At 62.2% G+C, this 23141-nt stretch carries 18 protein-coding genes; 7 read left to right on the top strand and 11 right to left on the bottom strand.

Features of this window, described 5'->3' with window-relative positions; translation table 11 throughout:
• Window positions 1–36 precede the first annotated feature (36 nt).
• Window positions 37–1233 carry an amidohydrolase gene (locus BLU35_RS25815; protein ID WP_093235049.1) on the bottom strand — a complete coding sequence of 399 codons (1197 nt, stop codon included), beginning with the start codon at window positions 1231–1233 and terminating at the stop codon, window positions 37–39.
• Between the two features lie 26 nt (window positions 1234–1259).
• The gene (locus BLU35_RS25810; RefSeq protein WP_093235048.1) at window positions 1260–2636 is read right to left on the bottom strand and encodes an amidohydrolase family protein; all 1377 of its coding nucleotides are present in this window, start codon (window positions 2634–2636) and stop codon (window positions 1260–1262) included.
• Window positions 2637–2801: 165 nt separating this feature from the next.
• Between BLU35_RS25810 and BLU35_RS25805 the strand changes: the two genes are divergently transcribed.
• The 6 genes from BLU35_RS25805 (at window position 2802) to BLU35_RS25780 (ending at window position 10450) form a co-directional block, all read left to right on the top strand.
• On the top strand, window positions 2802–4376 hold the full coding sequence (locus BLU35_RS25805) for an ABC transporter substrate-binding protein (RefSeq protein ID WP_093235047.1): 1575 nt from the start codon (window positions 2802–2804) through the stop codon (window positions 4374–4376).
• A gap of 162 nt (window positions 4377–4538) precedes the next feature.
• Window positions 4539–5504 (top strand): ABC transporter permease, encoded by a 966-nt coding sequence (locus BLU35_RS25800; protein WP_057249798.1) that lies wholly within the window; start codon window positions 4539–4541, stop codon window positions 5502–5504.
• A complete protein-coding gene (locus BLU35_RS25795) occupies window positions 5504–6400 on the top strand; it encodes an ABC transporter permease (protein WP_093235046.1) in 897 nt (298 codons plus the stop codon). Before BLU35_RS25800 ends, BLU35_RS25795 begins: the two co-directional genes overlap by 1 nt.
• Before the next feature lies 1 nt (window position 6401).
• Window positions 6402–8114, top strand: a complete 1713-nt coding sequence (locus tag BLU35_RS25790; protein ID WP_093235045.1) for a dipeptide ABC transporter ATP-binding protein — start codon at window positions 6402–6404, stop codon at window positions 8112–8114.
• 209 nt (window positions 8115–8323) lie between these two features.
• Complete coding sequence (locus tag BLU35_RS25785; RefSeq protein WP_093235044.1) at window positions 8324–9520, top strand: cyanate transporter; 1197 nt, start codon at window positions 8324–8326, stop codon at window positions 9518–9520.
• 225 nt (window positions 9521–9745) lie between these two features.
• A complete protein-coding gene (locus tag BLU35_RS25780) occupies window positions 9746–10450 on the top strand; it encodes a GntR family transcriptional regulator (RefSeq protein WP_058327190.1) in 705 nt (234 codons plus the stop codon).
• Between the two features lie 174 nt (window positions 10451–10624).
• On the opposite strand, the gene BLU35_RS25775 is transcribed toward BLU35_RS25780, so the two are convergent.
• On the bottom strand, window positions 10625–12022 hold the full coding sequence (locus BLU35_RS25775; protein ID WP_176907442.1) for an amidohydrolase family protein: 1398 nt from the start codon (window positions 12020–12022) through the stop codon (window positions 10625–10627).
• A gap of 165 nt (window positions 12023–12187) precedes the next feature.
• Window positions 12188–13045, bottom strand: a complete 858-nt coding sequence (locus BLU35_RS25770; protein WP_058321912.1) for a LysR family transcriptional regulator — start codon at window positions 13043–13045, stop codon at window positions 12188–12190.
• Between the two features lie 515 nt (window positions 13046–13560).
• On the opposite strand from BLU35_RS25770, the gene BLU35_RS25765 reads away from it, so the two are divergent.
• Window positions 13561–14868: an MFS transporter gene (locus BLU35_RS25765; protein ID WP_093235043.1), complete on the top strand. Its 1308-nt coding sequence runs from the start codon at window positions 13561–13563 to the stop codon at window positions 14866–14868.
• Between the two features lie 48 nt (window positions 14869–14916).
• On the opposite strand, the gene BLU35_RS25760 is transcribed toward BLU35_RS25765, so the two are convergent.
• From BLU35_RS25760 to BLU35_RS25730, 7 genes are all read right to left on the bottom strand, one after another.
• The gene (locus BLU35_RS25760; RefSeq protein ID WP_093235042.1) at window positions 14917–15621 is read right to left on the bottom strand and encodes a gamma-glutamyl-gamma-aminobutyrate hydrolase family protein; all 705 of its coding nucleotides are present in this window, start codon (window positions 15619–15621) and stop codon (window positions 14917–14919) included.
• Between the two features lie 119 nt (window positions 15622–15740).
• On the bottom strand, window positions 15741–16169 hold the full coding sequence (locus BLU35_RS36740) for an ABC transporter ATP-binding protein (RefSeq protein WP_502688177.1): 429 nt from the start codon (window positions 16167–16169) through the stop codon (window positions 15741–15743).
• 211 nt (window positions 16170–16380) lie between these two features.
• Complete coding sequence (locus BLU35_RS25750; RefSeq protein ID WP_286161627.1) at window positions 16381–17487, bottom strand: aminotransferase class I/II-fold pyridoxal phosphate-dependent enzyme; 1107 nt, start codon at window positions 17485–17487, stop codon at window positions 16381–16383.
• Entirely contained in the window at window positions 17484–19160 is a 1677-nt protein-coding gene (locus BLU35_RS25745) for a serine hydrolase domain-containing protein (protein WP_093235040.1), read from the bottom strand. Before BLU35_RS25745 ends, BLU35_RS25750 begins: the two co-directional genes overlap by 4 nt.
• 34 nt (window positions 19161–19194) lie before the next feature.
• A complete protein-coding gene (locus BLU35_RS25740; protein WP_058327195.1) occupies window positions 19195–20067 on the bottom strand; it encodes an ABC transporter permease in 873 nt (290 codons plus the stop codon).
• Complete coding sequence (locus BLU35_RS25735; protein ID WP_286161626.1) at window positions 20064–21101, bottom strand: ABC transporter permease; 1038 nt, start codon at window positions 21099–21101, stop codon at window positions 20064–20066. The genes BLU35_RS25740 and BLU35_RS25735 overlap by 4 nt, the downstream gene beginning before the upstream one ends.
• 77 nt (window positions 21102–21178) lie before the next feature.
• Window positions 21179–23107 carry an ABC transporter substrate-binding protein gene (locus tag BLU35_RS25730; protein ID WP_093235039.1) on the bottom strand — a complete coding sequence of 643 codons (1929 nt, stop codon included), beginning with the start codon at window positions 23105–23107 and terminating at the stop codon, window positions 21179–21181.
• Between the last annotated feature and the right edge of the window lie 34 nt (window positions 23108–23141).

Genomic DNA, 23141 nt, shown 5'->3' with positions numbered 1-23141 from the left:
TCCGTCAGCCCGGTTGCCGATCTCATCAACAAAGCGTCACTCGACGACCGGCAGGTCACCTGCCAGTTCGCCGCCGTCCACGACGACGCGGCGGCGCCGGATAACGGTGCGCTTGCGCGGGGTCAGCGCGACCGCTTCCGCCAAGGTGCGCGCCGGCACCAGCACCAGATCGCCGAAACAACCTTCGGAGAGACCGTAACCGCCGAGCCCGATGCCTTCCGCACCACCGACAGTGCAGACGCGGGCCGCATATTCGAGATCGACATCATTGGCCATGCCGTTGCGCTGCGCTAGATACTTCGCCCGCTCCAGCATGTCGCCATTTCCATACGGCTCCCAGGTACCTTGAATACCGTCGGAACCGGAGGTGACGGTGAGACCGCTCGCGCGCATCAACCTCAGTGGCAATGCGGGCGCCGATGGACTTCCCACGGTCATGACCGCGATACGCTCGGCAGTCAGCCGTTCGATCAACCCAGCCTGCCGTGAGGCATCGAGCATCCCCAGGCAGTAGGCATGGCTTACCATGACCCGCCCCTGCACCGACAAGGCGCGCGTGCGTTCGATGATGAGATCAAGGCAAAATGCACCGAGGTCACCCGGTTCGTGCAGATGGATGTCGATCGGTTTTGCATGACGTTCCGCAAGAGCGAAGATGGCATCGAGATGACGCACCGGATCGCGCTCGATGGAGGCAGGGTCGATACCGCCGACGATGTCGGCGCCGGCGCTCAGAGCCGCGTCCATCAACTCGAGCGTGCCCACGCGCGGTAGCATGCCACTCTGCGGGAAAGCCACGATCTGCACGTCGACCAGATCTCGCATCGCCTCGCGCGTTTCGAGGACACCCTCGATATTGGCAATGCCGATCTCGGTATCGACGTCGACGTGGCTGCGAATGCTCAAAACGCCGTAGGCAAGCGTCTGCATGATCTGACGGGCCGACTGCCGGCGGGCATTGATGCCAAGTTCGCGCTTGGCGTTGCGGTCGGCCAGTATCCGGTCATTGCGGGTCGGGCCGACGCGGTTTTCGAACCAGTCCATGCCGATGAGGGTCTTGTCGAGATGGGTATGAGCCTCGACAAGACCCGGCACGGCGACATGTCCGGCCGCATCGATCTCGACCGCGGCACAGACGCTATCTGCCGCAACGAACCGGCCGTTACGGATGCATAGGTCTTCGAGGGGCCCGCCGAAGGGACGGGCATTGCGGATGAGTAGGTCTGCAGTCACCTTGATATCCTCGTCTATGCCGGTGTTTACGTGCGATCGCCTAGTCCGGCACGAGCCATGGCGAGATCAAAGGCGCGCAAGGCGCGATCCAGGATCGCGTCTTCGTCCTGACCAACAAGGCGCCGCGCGCGCATCAGCACCCGTCCGCCGACAATGGTCGTATCCACGTCCGCTCCGTTGGCGAAGCGCGCGATGCGCTGCACCGGATCGTGCGGCGGCCAGAGGTGGGGCTGACGCATGTTTATGAGGAGTATGTCGGCGCGTTTGCCGGCCTCGAGCGAGCCGATCTCATGCTCCATCATCAGCGCGCGCGCGCCCTCGATCGTTGCCATCCCAAGCAACTGCAGCGGGGGCAACACGGCATCGTCCGCGAAATGGCGCGCGTGGTAACGGTGCGCCTGGAACAGATTGCGAAACATGTCGAAGGGCCTATCGGGTGCCGCAGCATCGGTGCCGAGGGAAACCGTGACACCGTCCGCCATCAGTTCCGGCGCCGGGCACCGTCCGTAAACCGACATCAATGCACTGGGATTGTGTGCGACCTTGGCACCGGTTCGTTTCAGGACTGCGCGGTCGCCCTCGGTCAGGTCTATGCAATGGGCAAGCAGCGATCGCTCGTCAAAGAGGCCGAGGCGCACGTCATTGGCGGCGATGGACCCGTCGCGGTGTCCATCCTGTACCAGGAGGCATTCTCTTTCCCGCGTACGATCTCGGACCTTGCATGCAATTCTGTATACCGTTTCATCGCGCAGTTCCTGCTCATCGAATACCGGCAGGGAAAAGACGACCTGCAGCCGCTCGTCACGTCCCGCCCAGGCATCGACCAACTCCGTGGCCACGTCGATTTGCCGGTCCGGGTCGATGACGATGTCGCTGTGGGCCGTCGCCGTATACTGGCGATACACATGATCCTGTCCTGGACGGTTCGGCCCCACTGCCAGAACCTCCCGCACGCCCATGGCGGCAACCGAGGCGAGGTGCGCTTCGGCCGCCTCCGGGGCCTCGCTGCGCATGATATCCGGGCCACCGCCAAACAGCAGCGCCGCGGTCGTCGTGCCGCATTTGATCCTTTCTGCGGCCGACAGTGCCGCCTCCGCCGCCCAGAATTCAGGATCTGTCGCGGTTGCGTAGATACGGCCGGTCACGGACATCCAGTCCTCGGCCTCGCTGCCCGGCCCCTTGGTCAGCATATGTCCGGCATGGGCGTGCGTATCGATCAATCCGGGCATCGCGACCATGCCGGCCGCGTCGATGCGCTCGGCATGTGTTTCTCCAGCAAGGCTTCCGTCACCGATGGCGGCGATGCGCCCATTCTCGACCAGAATATGGCCGCGATCGAGAACCCGCCGTCCCATATCCATCGTGATGATCGTGGCATTTTCAATCAGTAGTGCGTTCGTCATGGAAGGTTCCCTCTCCGGCTGCCGGGTTTGGCGTTCTTTTTTGACAAAGCGCTGCCAAATCGACTTTCGCCATCTTGATATTGTTTGCATCAGATGTACACTATTTTTGGGAACATTCGTATCCAATAGCAATGACAATATGTATACGCTAAACGGGAGAAACCAGTGAAAACCTCTATAAAGACCCTTCTGGCGGGACTCGCCCTTCTGGCGCCGCTGTCAGCGCCCGCATTTGCCGAAACGCTGCGGTGGGCCTCATCCGGCGATGTCATTTCCTACGACCCGAACGCTCAGGTCGACAGTTTCACCCAGAGCGTTCACCACATGGTTTTCGATCCTCTGGTGCGCCGCAACAAGGATCTGAAGCTGGAGCCGGCGCTTGCCACGTCCTGGGAAGTCGTCGAGCCGACGCGCTGGCGCTTCAAGCTGCGCCAGCGCGTGAAGTTTCATGAGGGCCAGCCCTTCAACGCCGACGACGTGGTGGCAACGATCCAGCGCCAGATCGATCCCGGCGCGCGCAACCGCGAGAACCTCTCCACCGTTGTCGGTGTCGAGAAGGTGGACGAATATACCGTCGACCTTATCCTGCGTGCCCCTTACCCGCTGCTCCTCAACGATCTTGCCGCCATCTACATCATGAGCAGGCCCTGGATGGAGGAGCACGACGCACTGAAGCCGGGCAATGCCTCGACCGGCGTCGTCACCTATGCCAGCAACCATGCCAACGGCACGGGCGCGTTCAAGCTGAAGGCCTACGAGCCGGACTCGCGCTCGGTATTCGAAGTGAACAAGGAGTGGTGGGACAAGCCGCAGCATAATCTGGACGAGGTCGAGTTCCGTCCGATCGCCTCCGACGCGACCCGCGTCGCGGCCCTGCTGTCGGGCGAAGTCGACATGATTGCACCGGTTCCGTTGCAGGACGTCGACCGCATTGCGGCCACCGACGGACTGAAGGTCGTCGAAAACCCGTCGCTGCGCACCATCTTCTTTGTCTTTAGCTACCGGCCGGAACTGCATGCAACTCCAGGCCAGCCTAACCCGCTGCGCGATGTGCGCGTGCGCCAGGCACTGTGGCACGCGATCGACACCAACACGATCCAGAAGCGCCTGATGCGCGGCAAGTCCCGCACGGCCGGCATGCTCGTCGCACCGGCAGTGACCGGCTACGACGACGACATCGATGTACCGCTGCCTTACGACGTCGCCAAGGCCAAGGCGCTGCTGGCGGAAGCCGGCTATCCGGACGGCTTCAAGACCGGCCTCGCCTGCCCGAACGACCGCTATATCGCTGACGAACAGATCTGCCTTGCCGTCGCCTCCATGTGGGCGCAGATCGGCGTCCAGGCCAATGTGAGCGTCGAGAGCAAGACGACCTATTTCCCACGGACCGACAAGGGCGAGCTCGATGTCTATCTTCTCGGCTGGGCTTCGTTGCCGCCGATGGACGGTTTCAGCCCGCTGCAAGCGCTGCTCGCCACCAATGACGGCACCTTCGGCGGCAGCAACGCCGATGGGCTTTCCAATCCCGAGATCGACAAGCTGGCCTATGCTGCTTCGACGGAACTCGACGAAACCAAGCGCGTCGAGGAGTTGAAGCAGGCCTTCCGCATCACCCATGATCAGGTCCTCTACCTGCCGCTGCATCAGCAGCCGGTCGCATGGGCGATGAACAGCAAGGTCGACATGCCGCAGTTCCCGGACGAATATGTCCGTCCGTGGTTCGCGCAGATCAAGAAGTAATCGGGACTCTCCCAAGGCCAGTCCCGGCAAGCGAAAGCAAGCTGGGACTGGACCGCAAACCGGGTCAACCCCTCCAGAACCGGCGACGGCACGGAGGATGCGGGAGCGCATAAGCCCGGCGGCCGCCCTTAGGGCAAGATCGCTCCCCGTAAGGACTATCCGATGATCAGACTTCTTTCAGTCAGGCTGCTTCAGGCCATCCTCGTGATGGTCGCGGTGACGGCCATCGCCTTCGTCATGTTCCGTTTCGTCGGCGATCCAGTCGCCTCAATGGTTCGTGAGGGGGCAACCCAGGCGGAAAAGGACGCAGTGCGCGTCGCGCTCGGTCTCGACAAGCCGGTCTTGGCTCAGTTCGTCAAATTCGTTGGCCAAGTGCTGACCGGCGACCTCGGCACAAGCTATCGCTACCAGCAGCCAGTGACGACCCTGTTGCTCAGTCGCCTTCCCGCCACGCTGGAACTGGTGATCGTTGCCACCGTGCTGGCACTGTCGCTCGGCATACCGCTTGGGGTGCTCTGCGCGCTGAAGCCGCACGCCTTTTTCTCGCGGCTGACCCAGTCAGCGACACTTGTCGGCATTTCCATGCCCACCTTCGTCACAGGCCTGCTGCTGATCCTGGTTTTCGCAGTAAACCTGCGATGGTTGCCGTCCTCCGGACGCGGAGATCTCGTCGATATCGGGTTCTGGCAGACCGGCTTTCTCTCGCTCTCGGGCCTGAAGTCGCTGATCCTGCCTTCGATCACGCTGGCATTGTTCCAGCTCACACTGATCATGCGGCTGGTGCGCTCGGAAATGATCGACGTCTTGTCGTCGGACTACATCCGCTTCGCCTTCGCACGCGGCCTGCCGCGGACCTACATCTATGGGCGGCTCGCGCTGCGCAACGCATTGATGCCGGTCGTCACCGTCACAGGCCTGCAGATCGGGCAACTCATCGCATTCGCGATCGTCACCGAGACGGTGTTCCAATGGCCGGGCATGGGCCTGCTGTTCACGAACGCCGTCGGCTATCCCGACGTGCCGGTGCTGGCCGCCTACCTTCTCTTCGTGGGCTTCCTGTTCGTCATGATCAACATGATCGTCGACATTCTCTACACCTTCATCGATCCGCGCCTGAGGACACGATAATGGCTACGCAATCCCTGATGCGCCGACTTCCGCCGGTTTCCGTTGTCATCGCCAGCCTGGTGCTCGTCGTCATGCTGGTCCTCGTCATCTTCGCGCCGATGATCGCGCCGATGGACCCGCGCGACGTCGCCTCCTATTCGCTGATGGACATGGAAATTCCGCCAGCCTTCATGGAGGGCGGCGATTCCCGCTTCCTGCTCGGCACCGACAACCAGGGCCGCGACCTTGTCTCGGTCATCCTGTTCGGCTTGAGGATCTCCGTCGTCATCGGCCTCGGCGCAGTGGTCTTTGCGGCCGTGCTCGGCGTCGTGCTCGGCCTCGTCGCCGGTTTCTTCGGCGGCGTGGTCGATAGCATCGTGATGCGGATCGCCGATATCTTTGTCAGCTTCCCGACAATCCTCGTCGCACTGCTCATAAGCGGCATTGCCCGCGCCCAGCTCAGCGCCGAGACGATGCTCGCCTGGGCGCCGCTGGTGCTGATCTTCTCCATCGCCATCAACGAATGGGTGCAATACGCGCGAACCGTACGCGCCTCGACCATGGTGGAGATCGCGCGAGACTATGTGCGCGCCGCCAAGGTCATCGGCCTGCCATCCACCCGCATCATGGGCCGCCACATCCTGCCGAACATCATGAGTTCGGTGATGGTCATCGCCACGATCAACCTCGCCGGCGCGATCCTGACGGAGGCAACGCTCTCCTTCCTCGGCGCAGGCATGCCGCCGACCTATCCTTCGCTCGGCACACTGATCCGCATCGGCAACCAGTTCCTGTTCTCCGGTCTCTGGTGGATCGCAGTGATGCCGGCGACAGTGCTGGTCATCCTCGTGCTGGCCGTCAACGTGATTGGCGACTATCTGCGCGACCACTTCAACCCGAAACTGATGGCCCGATGAGATGACCGAAACAACGCGCCCCGTTCTCGATATCCGCAATCTCCGTGTCGAGTATCCGCTGGCCAACGGCGACACGCTTGTCGCCGTCAAGGACATCGATCTTTCGATCCGGCCCGGAGAAATCCACGCCCTCGTTGGCGAATCCGGCGCCGGCAAGACCACCGTCGGCAACGCGCTGATGGGTCTCTTGCAGGCCCCCGGCAAGATCGCCGCCGGCTCGATCGCCATCGCTGGCAAGGAGATCAACCTGCGCACCGGTCGCACCGAAGGCATCGTGCCCGGGCGTGACGTCGGTGCGATCTTCCAGGATCCGATGACGAGCCTCAACCCGCTCTTCACGGTGGAAAGCCAGCTGTGCGAAGGCATGCTCACGCATCTGAAGCTCTCCTCAAGGGAGGCGAATGCTCGCGCGCTGGAATTGATGAAGGCCGTCGGCATCCCGGAGCCCGAGCGTCGGCTTGGCAGCTACCCGCACCAGCTTTCCGGCGGTCAGCGCCAGCGGGTGGTCATCGCCACAGCACTCGCCTGCAATCCGCAGCTGATCGTGGCCGACGAGCCGACCACCGCGCTCGACGTCTCGGTGCAGGCGCAGATCCTCAAGCTCATCCGGGATCTTGCCGACCAGCGGGGCGTCGGCGTGCTGCTTGTCACCCACAATATGGGCGTCGTCGCCGAGATCGCCGACCGCGTTACCATCATGCAGAACGGTGCGGTCGTGGAAAGCGGCCCGACGCGCGAGGTGTTGACAGCACCGAAGGCGCCCTATGCCCGCACACTGATCGCGGCCGTGCCGCCCATCGATACGCGGCTCGTGCGTCTGCCAGTGCCGAGCGAAGAAACGCAGGTAACGCTCGACGCGCGCGCCACGGTGCGCCGCAAGAGTGCGAAGAGCGAGACCGGTAGTCGCGACGAGGTGGTGCTCTCGGTGCGCGACCTTGCCGTGGAATACGGCGGCCGCGGATTGCTTCGCAAGACATCGGTCTTCAAGGCCGTCAAAGGCGTTTCGTTCGATGTTCGGCGCGGCGAGATTTTCGGCCTCGTCGGCGAATCCGGCTGCGGCAAGACCACCGTTGCCAACACCATCGCCGGTCTTGTCACCCAGAGCGCAGGCTTCATCGATTTCGAGGGCACGGCGCTTGGCGGCCGAAGAGAAAAATCGATCCGCCAGTCCCTGCAGATGGTGTTCCAGGATCCCTATTCGGCGCTCAATCCGCGCCTGCGGATCAACGCCGCCATTGCGGAACCGATTCTGTTCTACAAACTCGCCTCGAATGCGGATGAAGCCAGGCAGGACGCAAAGACATTGCTCGAAGCGGTCGGCCTTCCCGCCGATGCCGGCGCACGCTTCGCGCACGCCTTCTCCGGCGGCCAGCGCCAGCGCATCGCCATTGCCCGCGCTCTGGGTCCGCGCCCGTCGCTACTCATTTGCGACGAGCCGACTTCGGCGCTCGACGTCTCGGTGCAGGCACAGCTCCTCAACCTGCTGAAGGATCTGCGTGATCTCGCTGGGCTCTCCATGCTGTTCATCAGCCACGACCTCGCGGTGATCCGCCAGATGTGCGACCGCGTTGCCGTGATGAAGGCTGGAGAGATCGTCGAGCTCGCCGATACCGAAACCCTCTTCACCGCGCCCAAACACGAATATACCCGCGAGCTTCTCCGCCTTGCCCCCTCGGTCGAGCGCATCATGGGGCGGGAGCTGGCTTCGGCGTAAGCGTGGATGGCAATCCCGTTGGACTTTTCCGCACCGCCGAAAGTCCAACGGGATTGGGAACCTGTCGCCGCCATCCTTTTTAGCCTGCCGCTACCCCGGCTTCGCTGGTGACCTTGGGGTATTTGCCCATCGCGAATGACTGACGCGCCACCGCGCAAGTGCGCGTTCGGGCCACAAACAAGAAGAAGACGTAAAGGAAATACCCGATCATGCCCAAATCAACCCAGCCCACGACGGGCCGCCAATGGATGCTGCTCATTCTCGTCGTGCTGGTCGCCGTCAATCTGCGGCCATTTCTTACCGCTCCCGGGCCTGTGCTGTCCGAGATCGTCGCCGATACCGGCATGGGATATGGCAGCCTGGCCCTGCTGACATTGTTGCCGATGATGCTGATGGGCGTCGGTGCCTTCGTATCCCCGTCGCTGCAGGCCTTGATCGGCACGCGGCGCGGCATTCTCATCGCTCTCGTTGTGCTGGCTGCCGGTTCCCTGCTTCGGCTCGTCGCACCGGGCGGCATAGCGTTGGTGATGACGGCCGCCCTTTGCGGCGCAGGCGTCGCCTTTATCCAGGCGGCTTTCCCGGGGATCATCAAGGCGGAGTTTCCGCGCAGCATACCCGTGGTCACCGGCCTCTATTCCGCCGTCCTGATGGGCGGCGGGGCTTTGGGCGCGCGGCTGACGCCATTCCTCGTCAGTGCCGGCTACGGCTGGCGCCCGGCTCTTGCCTGGCTCGCGGCACCGGCGCTTGTTGCTCTCAGTGCCGCGTGGCTGATCCTGTCGGATTCGCGCAGCGATCGCCCGGACAAGGCGCTCACCGGCCGGCTGCTCCGCCGGCCCCGGACCTGGACGCTCATTTTCGCCTTCGGCCTGGTCAACGCCGGCTACTCTTCGGCCGTCGCCTGGCTCGCCTCCTATTACCAGTCTCTCGGCTGGAGCAGCGGAGATAGCGGCAATCTCGTAGCGCTGATGGCCATCTGTCAGGCGGCTGCCGCCCTCGCCCTTCCGGTCTTGGCCCGCCGTAGCATCGATCGCCGTGCGTTCCTGCGCTTGACGCTGGCGATGCAGGCGATTGGTTTCGCCGGTCTTGCGTTCCTGCCCCAAGCGGCGCCCGCGATCTGGGTTGGCCTGTGCGGTGCCGGCCTCGGCAGCAGCTTCTCGCTGGCAATCGTTACGGCCCTCGATCATCTGCCGCGGCCGGAAGAAGCCGGTGTGCTGGTAGCATTGATGCAGGGCGGCGGCTTCCTGATCGCGTCACTCGGCCCCTTCGCCACGGCATTTCTGCACGACATCAGCGGCAGCTTCGCCCCTGGGTGGACGCTGCATCTCATCTGCGTCGTCGGCGTTTTCTTCCTCTATACGCGCTTCAACCCGTCACGCTACGCACAAGCCATGCATTCACCGATCTGAGCGAAATATTGCTCTCTCGATGGGTTTCGACCCTTGGCCCTCCTCGTGTGGGCTGACCGGCATCTTGCGAACGAACTCGGCCAGAACACGAGAGGCATCACCTGGCGACAAGCCTTTTCGTTTTGCGCCCACCGTTGTTGCCGAGGGTCGATGCCAAATCACTAGACATCACGCCGTTTTGTATGCAATTCGAGGAGACAATTGTTACGGCTTGGAGTGACCAGTATGGCAAAGAAAGAGAGCGAAGGCGGCGGCGGCCGCGCTCAGGCCGTTCATCGCGTCCTGAAACGCGCAATCCTTGATCAGGCGCTGTCTCCAGGATCGAAGCTGCCGGAAGATTCGATCGGCGAAAGGTTGGGTGTCAGCCGGACCCTGGTGCGCGAGGCGCTGGTTCGCCTCAGCGAGGAAGGGCTAGTGGAGTTGCGGCCGAACAGGGGCGCCGTGGTCGCGCGACCAACCCTTGAGGAAGGGCGCAATCTGTTCCTGACCCGAATGGCGCTGGAACGGCTGGTGGTCGAGACGCTTTCTGGAAAATTGACGAACGAGCAAATCGGCATTCTCTCGTCTCATATCGCTGCCGAGGAAGCGGCAAAGAAGGAGCGCGCTCCGTCGATCCGTCTGGCGGGCGAATTCCATACGCTGCTGGCACAGATGACGAACAACGCCAGCCTCATCCGCTACGTGAATGAACTGGTCGCCCGCAGTTCCCTGATCCTTGCGCTCTATGGCCGACCGCATTCTTCGGAATGCGCCGTATCGGAGCACCAGGAGCTTCTGGACAAATTGATCGCCGGCAAAACCGACGAGGCGGCAGCCCTTATGGCGCATCACCTCGATTCGGTGACGACCCGGGCTTTGCTTCCGACCGACGGGGACAGAAACATCAAGGAAGTGCTGTCTGCCTACGCCGTTGCGGAGGGCCTTGCCTAGGCGAAACGCAGCACTCCCGGAGGATACGCGGGAGCCTTGTGCACAGTCGGCGCGCGCACCATTCCTTTGACACACACGCTATCAGCTCTTGGAGCACTTCGACGTTCGGCAAGATACGGCCGCTGGCCGGCTCGTGATGACGAACGTCGTCGTGACACCCAAACGCAGAGCTTATCAGGCTTCGCCGACCCCACCCGACACGAGACGCCCCTTGTGGAAGGTCGCAGTCCTGGCGGGCACCCGGGCCACCGCCTCTGCCGAGCAGCTCGCTCCGACGAGTGTGAACGAGGCCTCATCGCCGACATTTGGCCACGCGCGTTTGCCCTTGTCGTCGAGGGGCAAGATGCCACCGGTGGCGATAGACATGGACCGTGAGAGACGGAACTCGTCCGACCCACGATAAAGCTGCGCATAGAGATACGCCTTTTCCAACATGTCCCCGCTGCCGAACGGCGACCAGTGATCGATGACGCTATCGGAGCCGGTCATGACGAAGACCCCCTTCTGCGCCAACTGCGGCAAGGGCATCATCAGTCCACCGATCGGCACCGTCGAGGCAATCGAGATCCTCTGTTCCGCCAGGCGCGACGCCGTCTCCTCCAGCACCTCCGGAGCAAGTGTCGTCAGTGCGAAGGCGTGGCTGATCGTGACTTTGCCGCGCAGAGCGGGATTCTTCTCGACCGTATCGATCATGTAGTTGACCGCCGCCACGCCGGCGGGGCTCGTTTCATGCTGATGAATGTCCACACCCTTGCCGGTATCCAGCGCGATCTGGAACATGGCGTCGAGTGACTTTTCCATGGCGCCGTCGACATTCGTCGGATCCAGGCCGCCGACATACTGAACGCCCATCTGCATGGCTTCACGCATCAGGCCATCGACCTTGGAGTGAAGCAGGCCGTGCTGGGGGAAAGCCACAATTTCACACACGAAATCATCACGATGGTTTTCCAACGCCTGCTGCAGGTGCTCAAGGCTTTTGAGGCCGCTAACCGGGTCGATGTTGCAATGGCTGCGTGCGACGGTGCTTCCCTTGGACTGCAGCAGCGCGATCAGGCCCTCCGCGCGCTCTCGCGAGGTCGGCAGCAACTGAGGAAGCAGCTTCTCCTCAAGCGCGATCATATCCATGATGGTTTTGCCCTGACGCGGGCGCGGCGCCTGCCACGGGCCACCATAAAACGTCTTATCGAGATGGATGTGCATATCGCGCATCGTCGGCAGCAACAGTTGCCCGTGCGCCTGATAGCGCGGCACACCTTCGGGCAGGTTCGCTTTCTCCGCGTGCAAGGCGACAATCGCGCCGTCCTTGATCTCCAACGCGTAGAGCGCAGTCCGTGTGGCGACGACGATATCGCCGTCATACTCAAACCCCTCCTCCAATCGCACGCCGGTCAGGATGTAGTGGCGATCCGCGAGCGTCTTGGTGTTCGTCTCGCCGGCGCTCTTACCCGCGCTGGCCGATGCCTCGCGAACCGCTCCGCCAGACAACCCGGCGACAGCGCACGCCGTGGTCAGCGCCCCGGTCCGGCTGAGAAAGGTTCTGCGGCTTTGCGGTAGCATCTGTTCCAACATTGTTGCGTTGCCTCATCATGGATTGGGTTAGGGCCGCCAATCTACCGAACGGCGCCACCGCATGGCAGCGACATTTACCAATGCTGGCTATTCGATTTGCCAATGCAAGCGGGCGACCACGCAGCGATCGTGAATAACAAAGGCGTGGACGCCTCCCCTCTGTCGCTACCTCCGCAGGTCACAATACTCGATGAGGCGTTCCGCCAAGGCCAGTGCTGCAGGGCTAGCATCGTCGCGGTAAAACAGCGCCAGTTCAAAGTCATCGACGGACGGCAGACGTTCGGCAGCGCCCAGCACGCGGTGGGAAGGCAGACGGCAGCTCGCAGGCAGCAGACTGACACCAAGCCCGGCAGCCGAGGCGGCGGCAAGCGCTGCGAGACTGGCGCTGCTGTAGCTGATGCGCCAGCGAATGCCGAGAGTATCGAGCGCCTGACATAATTCGTCGCGGTAGAGGCCGTTCAGCGGGAACACAGCCAAAGGCACCGGCACCTGTTCGATTGCCGGGCGAACGAGGCTGTCCAGCCACAGCAACGGTTCCGGCCTTGCCGCGCGCGGCTGTTGCTTGCGGCGCTGCTTGACGAGAATAAGGTCGAGCTCCCCGTCCCGATAGGCGAGTTGCAGATCGGCGCTGAGACCGCTCGTCACGTCCAGCCGCAAGTGCGGATGCTGGCTATTGAAAGCCGCCAGCAGATCGGCCGTCGGCACCATGAAATCCTCGGGCATTCCCAAGCGAAGCACGCCGTCGCGCCATGGGCCCGCCAAGGCGTCATGCGCCTCTTCGTTCAGCGCGATGATGCGGCGCGCATAGCTCAGCAACTTGACGCCTTCCTCCGTCAGCTGCACCTGATGTGACGAGCGTTCGAAAAGCGCCTTCCCGAGCATTTCCTCCAGTCGGCGAATTTGCTGACTGACTGTCGATTGGGAAAGGTTCACCCGCTCGGCTGCACGGGTGAAGCTGTTGCTTTCGCAAATGGCCACAAAGCTCAGCAACAGCTGGGGATTGAACATGGGATAGCGGTTCATTCGTCCCCCAAAAATGTGCTGGAGCCGATTTCGGCGAGGATGACGGCGGATCGCCGCACCATGCGATCACCAGGCGGTCCAGATCACGCGTCACACCAAGATTGAATGCGTTGCATTTATTATCTTGTATACAATCTGCATGCAAAGGGAAAAGTACAGGCTTCGCTGCGGAACGATGGCCAGCCTCCATCCGAACCTACCCGAGAAGCTCTGGAGCGCGCCAGGTATCTGCCCGACGAGTTCATGAAGGATCGTCGCGTTTGGAACGGAAAAATCGGTTCCTGCATCTCGCACCCCGGTCCATTCGCTAACGCAATGGTTTCCATCGGTTTTCTTAATTTCCGAACAGCCGAAAACATCCCTATAGGCGAGGCCATGTCGCGCTCTCCGGTCGCGAATTGCGCAATGCGGCAGCGGCGAACATCGCATTGGTACCCCAGACGCCGCAACGAGCAGCTGCCTCTCGAAAGGCGGCTAGCCCGAGGGCGAACAGCCGCCTGGAAAGGTGCAATGTGATGACGCAAGAACTGGACAGCGCAGCCCGTTCCGACACGATCCCAGGCGAGCGCTCCTCCACATGCGCGCTTCGCGTCGGTTTCCTGGCCAGGATCGCGTCATCTCTTCTCCTTTATCCAGGGTATCGAAGGCTCTGGATATCCAACCTTTTCTTCTTCGGGGGCCTCTGGACGCAGACGCTCGTGCTCGGCTGGCTGGTGTTTGAGACCACCCGCTCGGAGTTTTCCGTCGCCCTCTTCACCGCGGCAAGGCTGGGGCCGATGATGCTTGGTCCCCTCGCAGGCGTGATCTCGGACCGCTTCGACCGGCCCAAACTGCTTTTGGCTGCGTCCGGCTGGGCCTTTGCCGTCCTCAGCGTGATTGCGCTTCTCGTAGCCCTGGACAAAATATCCTTCTGGGGCCTGGTCTTTGGGGGCTTCTGCATTGGCCTGGCGCAATCCCCATCCCAGCCGGCACGTTTCGCGCTGGTCGCCGACCTCGTCGATCGCGAGAAGCTCAGCAACGCGAATTCTCTGAACTCGCTTGTCCTGAGCATGACGCAGATGATCGGGCCGGCGCTTGGAGGAACGATGATCGTGGCATTCGGAGCTGCATCGGCGCTAGCGATCTCCGCCGGCTGGTATCTCGTTTCGTTCGTAGCGCTCTGGCCGATGAGGAACCTGAAGAGCGGCCGGCAACCAGATCGAGAAGAAGGCTTTGTGAGTCTTGTAGCGGCAGGCTTTCGCACCATCTCCGGGAACGTCCTCCTCCGGTCTGTCCTGGGCGTCACGTTCTTGGCCAATATTCTGTTGTGGCCGATCTACCAGGGCTTCATGCCGGTTATCGCTAGGGAACATCTGGACCTGACGCCACAGGGGCTCGGCCTGTTATTGGCATGCGCCGGCACCGGCAGCCTGGCCGGGGCTCTCGTCATCGCCAGTCTCGGAGACTTCCGCTACAAGGGCGGCCTTTTCCTGATTGGCACGGCCATCTGGGGCGGACTATGGGCGACCTTCGCTCTGTCGTCCTCGGTGCCTCTGTCGTTTGCTCTCATGGGGCTCATCGGACTGTCGGCGTCACCGTTCGGCATCCTGCAGACCACGCTCATGCTCATGATGACCGAACCGCACGTGCAGGGACGCGTGATGGGCATCCAGGAATTGACCATCGGCGTGATGCCGGTTTCGAGCCTGCTGCTCGGCTCGGCGGCAGAAATCATCGGCATTGCCAATGTGGCGCTGATCAGCGGGACGCTGTTGGCCATTTCACTTGCGATCTTGGCTCTGCGTGTTCCGGAACTGCTACGCTACAGCGGCCACAATAACTGAGCGCGCCAACAGAAGCCTACCCTCGCGATGCAATGTCGTTTTGACCGCTTAACGGGATCGACGGCTTGCAGCCTCCACAAACGCGTCAAATACGCGAGCGCCCGGATGGCTTTCGGCGTCCAGCAATTCCGGGTGCCATTGCAGCCCCATGGCAAAAGACTGCGAGCCGATCTCGATCGCTTCGACGACTCCATCGGATGCTCGGGCCGTGACGGTCACGGTGCCGGCTACCTCCACAATCGCCTCTCGATGAAACGTGTTCACAGCGAATGTGTCGGCGCCGAAGATTTCAGCCATTCTGGTGCCGGCGACGATGCGGACATCATGCGAAAAATTGCCTTGGTCGTGATTGAGGGCTTCCGGCCACGACGAATGGACATCCGAGACCATCCGGCAGCCGTTGAGACACCCAAGCATTTGCATGCCATTGCAGATGCCAAGCACAGGTTTTTCGCGCGCGAGGAACCCTTCCATCAACGCCATATCGACGGCAAGACGATCAGATGGCGGATACTGGGATTGGTCTCCATCGACGTACCAGCCTTTCGGAAAGTTGATACGGCCACCGACACTCAGGAACCCGTCAAACTCCTCGACGACCTGGTCAACCAGATCAGGAATGTACGGGATGCCGAAGGCAAACGCGCCGGCGCGGCGGATCGCAGAGAAGTAATTCTTCGAGGTATCATAGCGTCCGCCACCTGAACTGGTGTTCTCATCCATGATCACGGCGATCTTCGGCATGCGGTCCATTGGTTCATCCCAGAATCTAGAAATTCTACGTATATTTATCCCGTCCGGATCGCGCAGGCAGTGGTTTTCATACCGACACCACGTCTTTTTCGAACGAGGCGCAGACCGCGCTCCACCGGCTAGGCCAAAGCCATCCGGACCCGATGGTTTCCGCCGACCTCGATAAGCTCGGATCGCGCCGGCGCCGTAAAGACGTCCGGCGCGGTGCTGCCGTCGGAAACGAAGCTGCGGCCGACAAGTTGCGGCATGGTGGCGCAGCGATCCTGCTTGGCCGTCGGGTTCAGGGCCGCATCCGGATCGGGAATGGCCGCGATCAACCGTCGCGTATGGGGGTGGGTGGGCGCTTCGAAAATCTCGCGCCAGTCGCCCTCTTCCACGATCTCGCCGAAATACATGACCAGCACCCGGTCGCTCATATGCTCGACCACGCTCAGATCATGGCTGATCATCAGATAGGAGAGGCCGAGCTTTTCCTGGAGGTCGAGCAGCAGGTTGATGATCTGTGCACGGATCGATACATCAAGGGCAGAGACCGGCTCGTCGAGCACGACGATCTCTGGCTCGAGGATCAGCGCGCGGGCGATGCCGATGCGCTGGCGCTGGCCACCGGAGAATTCATGCGGGTAGCGCCCCGCCTAATATTCAATTACTTATGTATTCACCCATCACGTACAGACGTCCGCGCTCCGTCAACACACGGTCGGTAGACGGCCGAACTCTCGCCGAACCCACCATCGGCCGCGGCGCTGCCTCTCAGGTTTAAAGAAGCTCGGCCATCGACCGTAGGAGCCGGTCGATCTGGTGAGGCGTGTGCTCGGAAAACACCGCAAGCCGCATCGTCGAGACGTCTGACGCATCGGAATAGCCGCCGGGCTGCTGCACCCTGACGATGATGTCGTGCTCCGCAAGACGATCGCGCAATTGCTCGAGGTCGGTGACGCCCTTGATGGTGACGATCGGCACTGGCGTGTCGGCGACTTCGAAACCCAGTGCCCGCAGCCCGCTGCGCATGTGCTTGACGTTGCGGACGAGATTGGCACGCTTTTCCGGCGTCGTTTGCAGAACCCGCAACGATGCTGCGGCGGCGGCCGCAAGACCCGGAGGCGCCGGCGAGGCACCGCGCATGATCATGGCATTGCCCGCGATCTTCGCGGCAAGATCCGCGCTACCAGGGACGATGCCGCCAAGCGCACCGAATGCCTTGCTCATCGTACCGGCAAGATAGTTGCCCTCGCCTTCGAGCCCCGCATGTTGCAGCGATCCGCGGCCGGTCTCGCCAAGGACGCCAACGCCGTGGGAATCGTCGATGCAGAGCAATGCGCCATCATAGGAGGCCATCGCTTGCCGGAAATCTGCAAGCGGTGCCAACTTGCCTGAGGACGGAAAAACGCCATCCGTCAGAACCGCCGGCCGCTCGCCCGGTTTCACATGCTGCGACAATTGCGCGGCCAGATCGTCCGGGTCGGCATGGCGAAATTCATGGATCCGCTTGCCGAGCGTTGGGATGGCGTCGCGGGTGCTGTAATGCGTCGCCGAATCCATCAGGATCACGTCGAAATCGTCGCGCAGGCCCTGCAGCAGCACCATCGGGCTGGTGTAGCCGGAGATCATGTAGACGACCTCTTCCGTGCCGAACCAGTCACGCAGCCGCTCCTGCAGGTCGGCATAGACCTGCATGTGGGCGAGCGTTCCAGGCCCCATGCCGTACTGTCTGGTCGCATCGCAGGCCGCCTCTATCACCTCGGGGTGGCCGTGCAGGCAGAAGTAGGACGTGCCGCAGTAATAGTCGACCTCGCGCCCGCCGATGAACATGCGGGCACCCAAGGGTGACTCCATCTTGATCGGAGCGGCCATGGTCCGGGTCACGCCGCTTCCGCCTGGGATGGGCTGCGCCGCTCCAGGAACATCGGCCCGACGCGGATGCCGCGCTTGCCGTTGTCGTCGACGGCGTCGAGCTCGAGGATCTCGTCCTCGTAGAGCCGCCCATGCATGCGGAAACGCCCTTCTTCGACCGGCTCGCAGGTGTGGGTGCAGAAATATTCAATCAGGCACTTCAGCCCGCCATGGATGTAGGTCAGGTAGGTGATGTTGAAATCCGGTCCGTATTCGCCGAGATGCGGCGCGATCCCGTCGGGAACGGTCTCATCATCAGGTGCCTCGATGCGTGTCCAACTCGCATCCTTCCAGACAAGCTTGCCGGCTTCGGGGAAGGAGAGGTTCATGTGGGCGTAGTCCGCGCCCCGCCCGTAGATACGACCATCGATGACGAAGTCGTTGCCGGCAACCGGACGGATCCGGTGCGGCACACCCTCGCCCATCAGATAGATCTTGCCGTCCTTGGACTTGACCTCGACGATCTCCTGCGTGGCGTCGTCCCTGTAGTAGCCCGGCAGGGTCTTGAACTGAGCTTCGGAGATCTCCGGAGGACGCTGTGTCCGCTCCGGCATCTTGCCCATCTTGCGCTCGGCAAGGACGATGCGCACGCCGTCGACGCCGAGCCGCGAGGCGATCTGGTTGGCAAAATCGAGCGTCGCAAAGATCAGCACGCCGACGCCCGCAGCCGGTAACAGCATCATCTGCGAGGCGTAGCCATAGACGGCACCGCCGTGACCTACGGAGGTCCAGCCATCGACGTCGCCGGAACCGAAGCACAGGCCATAGCCGTTGAGCGTCCTGTCGTGGCCGACCGGACGCTTGCCAAATGGCGTCCACATCTCGCGCAGCGAGGCCGGCGAGATGATGGAATTCCCTTCCGTGTCGAAGCCGCCACGAAGCAGGCATTGGGCGTAGCGTGCCATGTCGCCGGTGGTGGAAAAAATGTTGCCGGCCGGCGAACCGCCGAGGCTGAACACAGGCGCCGGCGTGTCGCCGTCGAGCGTCCACATGTCGGCAGGCGCGAGCCGCTCGCGAATGCCGGGCGCCATGCCGCAGGAGGAGTTGTCCATGCCGAGCGGCTTCAGGATATTGGCGGCGACATAGTCGGAATAGCTCTGGCCGGTCACCGTCTCGATCACCCGGCCGACGACAGCGATGCCGGCATTGGAATAGTGCATCACCCCAAGGCTCGGATCTTGCTTCAGGATCGAGCTCGCGAGCTCGTTGACGGTATCTTCGAGCGGCGGCCGGGTGGCGTCGAGATAGTGGCCGCTCTTCGGCTCGCGCACGAGACCGGCCGTATGGGTCATCAGCTTGCGCAGGCTGATGACCGAACCGTGTGGCCCGCCTTCAGCGCCGGCAAACGGGTTCTCCGGCTTGAACCCCGGCAGATAGGTCGACACGTCGACATCGATATCGACCAGGCCCTTTTCGACCAGCTGCATGATCGCCAGCGACGTGAAGGTCTTGGTGATCGAGCCGATGCGGAAGCAGGTGTCCTTGCCCATGTCGAAATGGCGGTCGTGACGCTGGACATGGCCTTCGGCGAGCACGCCATCTCGATCAACGAGGGCGTAGGAGATCGACGGGATCGCCTTGTCCTCGACCTCGTATCGGATCAGATCCTCGAAAAGCTCGATGGCAGCAGCAGACAGAGAGGACATGGAAAATGCTCCTTTGACTTTAAGGCATTGGGTCTCAATGGGCGTGACGGGGGTCGAGCATATCGCGCAGCGCATCGCCGACCAGGTTCCACGACAGCACGAAAAGGAAGACGGCCGCACCGGGGAAGGCCAGCGTGTACCAGAACTGGAAGGGGTTGCCGGGCTGGCCGACGATCCAGTTGCGCGAATAGGCGATGAACTGCCCCCAGTCGGCGTAGCCTTCTTCGGTACCGACGCCGAGGAAGCTCAACGCCGAGGCCGACAGCACCATGGAGCCGGTCGCCATCGTCGCCAGAACCAGCACCGGGAACATGGCGTTGGGCAGGATATGCAGCACGATCAGCCGCAGATCGCTGGCGCCGTAACTGCGGGCAGCGTGGATGTAGTCCATCTCGCGGATCCTCAGGATCTCGCTTCGGACAATTCGCGCATAACTCATCCAGCCGAACGTCGTCAGCGCGATGGTGATCGGCACGATGCCCTTGCCGAGCAGCGCCGTCAGCACCATGGCAGCAATCAGGAACGGCACGGCCATGAACACGTCGACGATGCGCATCAGCACTTCCTCGACGACACCTCCGTAATAGGCCGCAACTGCACCGACGACGGTGCCGATCAGCACGGAGATCGCGACGACCCCGAGGCCGATCTTGAATGCCGTGCGCGTGCCCCAAACGACACCGTAGAAGATGTCGTACTGGCCCTGCGTGGTGCCGAAAACGGCCTCCGGCGACGGTGGCTGCGGCGTTGCCAGGAAGCCCGCGCGCGGCGTGTCGTAGGGGGAAAGCTGGAAGCTTTGCGGCGGCGCCAGGACCGGCGCGAAAACGGCGATCAGCACGAAGGCGGTGAGGATCACGACGCCGAACAGCGAGACCGGATTTCTTGCGAGGTAACGAAGAAACTTCATTGCGTCTTCACCCTCGGATCGAGCAACGGATAGATGAGATCGACGATCAGGTTCATCAGCACCAGGACGACCGCAAAATAGAGGCCGAAGCCGAGAACGGCGGGAAAATCGAGATTGGCGGCGGTCTTGGCGGCGAACTGGCCGAGCCCGGCATAATCGAAGATGGTCTCGGTGATGACGACACCACCCATCATGACGGCCAGCTCCATGCCGGCGATGGTCGCAAGCGGCAGAAGCGCATTGCGCCGGGCATGGTGCAGTTCGACCACACGGCGCGGCAGACCCTTGGCACGCGCGGTGCGCACATAATCCTGGCGCAGGGTTTCCAGCATCGAGGTGCGCATCACCCGCGTCATGCTGGCGACGTTGACGTAGGTCAGCGTGATGACGGGTGCCGCAAGGTGGCGAAGCGCGTCGCCGAAGATTGCCAGATTGCCGTTGAGCAGCGCGTCGATGGTGTTGGCGCCGGTGTAGCGGACGAAGTCGCTGGAGCTGACCGCGGTCTGCGCCCATTGGCTGAGCCGGCCGGGCGGGAACCAGTCAAGCGCCGAATAGAAGATCAACAGCATCAGCAGGCCGAAGACGTAGACCGGGAAAGACCAGCCGAGAATGGTGAAGATGCGGATGACGTGGTCCGGCCAGCGGTTGAGATAGATGCCGGCGCGCGAACCGAGGAAGACGGCGAGCAGCAGGCAGGGAACGAAGGCGAGCACCACCAGTTCCAGCGTCGCTGGAAACAATGACATCAGCGCCGTGGACACCGGCTGACGCGCGGTTTCCGACCATCCGAGATTGCCACTGAGCACACCGCCGATCCAGCGACCATACTGGATGTAGGAGGGATCATTGAGCCCATACTGCTCGATCATCCTGCGGATGCTCTCCTGACCACCCTTGAGATAGTCGGGTGACGGCGCGTAGGCCGCCAATCTCTGGGTCGGCGAAAGCGACATCTGCAGCGCGAAGATCATCAACGACAGTGCGAAGAGGACGATCGGCAGCATCATCAGTCGTCTGAGTGCATAGTTCAGCACGGTTCACACGTTCCGATTTCAGGGAAGATGAAACAGGTGCGCGTCGGACGGTTTTCCGCCCGACGCGCACTCGCCAATCAGTCGTTGGCCTTGGTGACCGGGTAGAAGTCCCAGGCGCCGTAGAGGATCATGTTGTCGACATAACCATCTATGTTGCTGCGGGTAACGACGTAGCCGAAGTCCTCCCAGAGGAACTGGGTGGTGGCGTATTCGTAGGACATTTCCTGCAGCTTGGCGTAGATCGGCTCGCGCACTGCGGGGTCGACCGAGGCCCAGGCTTCGTCGAGCAGCGGCTTGAACTTCTCGGCCATCAGATCGCGGTAGCCTTGGCCGACCATGCCGCCGACGAGACCCGTGGGCGATAGGTAGTAGCTGGCCGCACCGAGCGGGCCACCCGGGTCGGAATAGTCAGGACCCCAGCCCATCACCGTCAAGGGCGCTGCCGGCTTTTCGCGGTTGTTGAGCTTGTCCGAAACGGATGCCCATGGCAGCGCCTGGATCTGCATCTTGAACTTCGGATTGATGCGCGAAAGGCCCTGCTGCAAGGCCGAGAGCGCTGCGGTCAGCTGCGGGTAGCCTTCGGTCACATAGGCCGTGAAGGTAAAGCCGGTATCCCAGAGCTTGCCGCCGAACGCCTTCTTAAAGTGTTCCTCGGCCTTGGCGGGATCGTAGCTGTAAACAGGCGAGTCCGGGCGATAGCCCATGATGCCGCGCACTGTCGGCCCGCGCGACTGCACGGTCTTGCCGAGCAGCACCTGGTTCAGCAGCGCGTCGTAGTTCTGGGCATAGTTGAAGCCCTTGCGCACGTCGATGTCGGCGAAGAAGTCCGGCGGGATGCCGGCACCATCGAGCTTGCCGCTGCCGATCGCCGGATTGTCGTTGTCGTCGAGCGGCCAGGCAAAGAAGACACCGCGCGAAAACACCTTCTGCAGGCCGTCGATGACCTTGACGCCCTCGGTCTTGCTGAGCTCGTCGATGAACTCGACGGGGGCGGTGACGAAATCGGCGTCACCGGACAGAAGCTGCAGGCGCCGCGTCGTCCATTCCGGAACGGTGCGCATCACCACGCGCTCGAGCTTGGCAGGCCCCATGAAGTAACTGTCGAAGCGCTTCAGCGTTATGCGCCGGTCGGTGCGATCCCATTCCTCGAGCATGAAGGGGCCGGTGCCGTTTTCTTCGGCGAACAGCGGATTGGCGCCGAGTTCCGGACGGTAATGGGCCTTCCAGGTGTCGCCCGAGCCATCCCAGCCGCCGACCGAGGCAACCCATTCCTTGTCAAGGACCGAGGTGCCGAAAGGCAGCGCGATCACACCAAGCGTTGCCGGAAACGACTTAGGCAGTTTCAGCGTGAGATTGTCGCCCTCGACGACGATCTGCGACGCGAGCTGATCGTAAACCTTGCGCAGGACCTCGGGGCTGGCGTCGTTGATGGATTTGACCTCGCCTTCTGTCTCAACCCACTTGGCGATGTCGGTGTACTTGCCGGCGGTGATCACTTCGGTGATCGCGTTCGACATCCACGACTGCCCCTGAAGGATGGCGCGCAACAGCGAATAGCGCACGTCCTCGGGCGTGATCTGGCCGTAGCCCGGCTCGATCGTCGCCTTCTGCGCGTCCGTCAACTTGTCGTAATATTCCCAGGTGACTTTGCCGTCGGCACCCTTCGTCCCGACCTTGTGGGCAAACACGCCCTTGCGGATCGGGAAGGTGTAGCTGATGGAGCCATCGGCGCCTTGCTTGATGAGACCGTTCTCCAGCGACGGCACCTCTGTCGAGAGCGACGGCACGAACTCTGAAATCTTCGAGCCGTTGAAGTTCAACAGGCGGCTGTAGATGTTGAGCGAGCCGTAGGAGCTCGGTGTGTTGGCGATATAGGCCGGGTCGAAAGACTGGATGTCGTCGGTCCACATGAAGACGAAAGTGCCGGGGTTCTTGGTCTCGGCCATAGCGGGCGCAGCCGCGATGCCGAGCCCCAGGCAGAGGGCTAGGGCTAAGGTGCGTTTCATCGTTGTTCCCATTTGGTGGAGGCGGAAGTTTTTC

This window comes from Sinorhizobium sp. NFACC03, from assembly GCF_900103435.1.
GTDB lineage: Bacteria > Pseudomonadota > Alphaproteobacteria > Rhizobiales > Rhizobiaceae > Ensifer.
The sequence above is the reverse complement of the archived record's forward strand: the minus strand, read 5'-3'. Positions and strand labels throughout refer to the sequence as shown.

Bases quoted from the DNA above. Each gene is read 5' to 3' on its own strand.
- BLU35_RS25775 (WP_176907442.1), bottom strand. From the start codon at position 12,022: ATGTTGGAACAGATGCTACCGCAAAGCCGCAGAACCTTTCTCAGCCGG.
- BLU35_RS25810 (WP_093235048.1), bottom strand. From the start codon at position 2,636: ATGACGAACGCACTACTGATTGAAAATGCCACGATCATCACGATGGAT.
- BLU35_RS25795 (WP_093235046.1), top strand. From the start codon at position 5,504: ATGGCTACGCAATCCCTGATGCGCCGACTTCCGCCGGTTTCCGTTGTC.
- BLU35_RS25785 (WP_093235044.1), top strand. From the start codon at position 8,324: ATGCCCAAATCAACCCAGCCCACGACGGGCCGCCAATGGATGCTGCTC.
- BLU35_RS25745 (WP_093235040.1), bottom strand. From the start codon at position 19,160: ATGTCCTCTCTGTCTGCTGCTGCCATCGAGCTTTTCGAGGATCTGATC.
- BLU35_RS25800 (WP_057249798.1), top strand. From the start codon at position 4,539: ATGATCAGACTTCTTTCAGTCAGGCTGCTTCAGGCCATCCTCGTGATG.
- BLU35_RS25740 (WP_058327195.1), bottom strand. From the start codon at position 20,067: ATGAAGTTTCTTCGTTACCTCGCAAGAAATCCGGTCTCGCTGTTCGGC.
- BLU35_RS25765 (WP_093235043.1), top strand. From the start codon at position 13,561: ATGACGCAAGAACTGGACAGCGCAGCCCGTTCCGACACGATCCCAGGC.
- BLU35_RS25790 (WP_093235045.1), top strand. From the start codon at position 6,402: ATGACCGAAACAACGCGCCCCGTTCTCGATATCCGCAATCTCCGTGTC.
- BLU35_RS25730 (WP_093235039.1), bottom strand. From the start codon at position 23,107: ATGAAACGCACCTTAGCCCTAGCCCTCTGCCTGGGGCTCGGCATCGCG.
- BLU35_RS25780 (WP_058327190.1), top strand. From the start codon at position 9,746: ATGGCAAAGAAAGAGAGCGAAGGCGGCGGCGGCCGCGCTCAGGCCGTT.
- BLU35_RS25760 (WP_093235042.1), bottom strand. From the start codon at position 15,621: ATGGACCGCATGCCGAAGATCGCCGTGATCATGGATGAGAACACCAGT.
- BLU35_RS25770 (WP_058321912.1), bottom strand. From the start codon at position 13,045: ATGAACCGCTATCCCATGTTCAATCCCCAGCTGTTGCTGAGCTTTGTG.